Source organism: Psychrobacter sp. 1U2, from assembly GCF_051847575.1.
Map to the genome: position 1 here is coordinate 1 of NZ_JBPYDC010001582.1, position 569 is coordinate 569.

Here is a 569-nt window from a genome sequence, read left to right on the forward strand (position 1 = left end):
CAAGCAGATGGCACGTTGCCAAATGATTGGCAGAATAATAGTCAAATTACCCGTACTAAAGACCTTAGTCATGGTGATTTTGCCAGTAATATCGCGCTCACAGCCGCCAAAGCTGCTAAAGCCAATCCACGTCAATTGGCTGAAAAAATCGTCAATGCGCTACCTGACAATCAAAATATTCGACAGGTAGAAATTGCAGGCCCAGGATTCATTAATGTTTTCTTAAACGCCGAAGCTAAGTTTGCGGTATTAGATGATATCTTTAAACGACAAGAGCGCTTTGGTTTAAGCGATCAATTTGAAGGACAAAAAGTACAAGTTGAGTTTGTGTCGGCAAATCCAACATCAAGCTTGCATGTCGGTCATGGGCGCGGTGCAGCCTTTGGTATGAGTGTGGCAAACTTGCTTGAAGCAGTTGGTTATGACGTCACGCGTGAGTATTATGTCAATGATGCTGGTCGTCAAATGGATATTTTAGCGACCAGTACGTACTTGCGTTATTTGGAGGTCAATGGCGAGCAAATAACGTTCCCAGTCAACGGTTATCAAGGAGAGTATGTCCGTGATAT

At 43.4% G+C, this 569-nt stretch carries 1 protein-coding gene; it reads left to right on the plus strand.

Going from position 1 to position 569, the window contains the following annotated elements:
• Positions 1–569 (plus strand): arginine--tRNA ligase domain-containing protein (argS, locus tag ACS8FD_RS23305; RefSeq protein ID WP_439277601.1); only part of this gene is annotated, 569 nt, incomplete at both ends.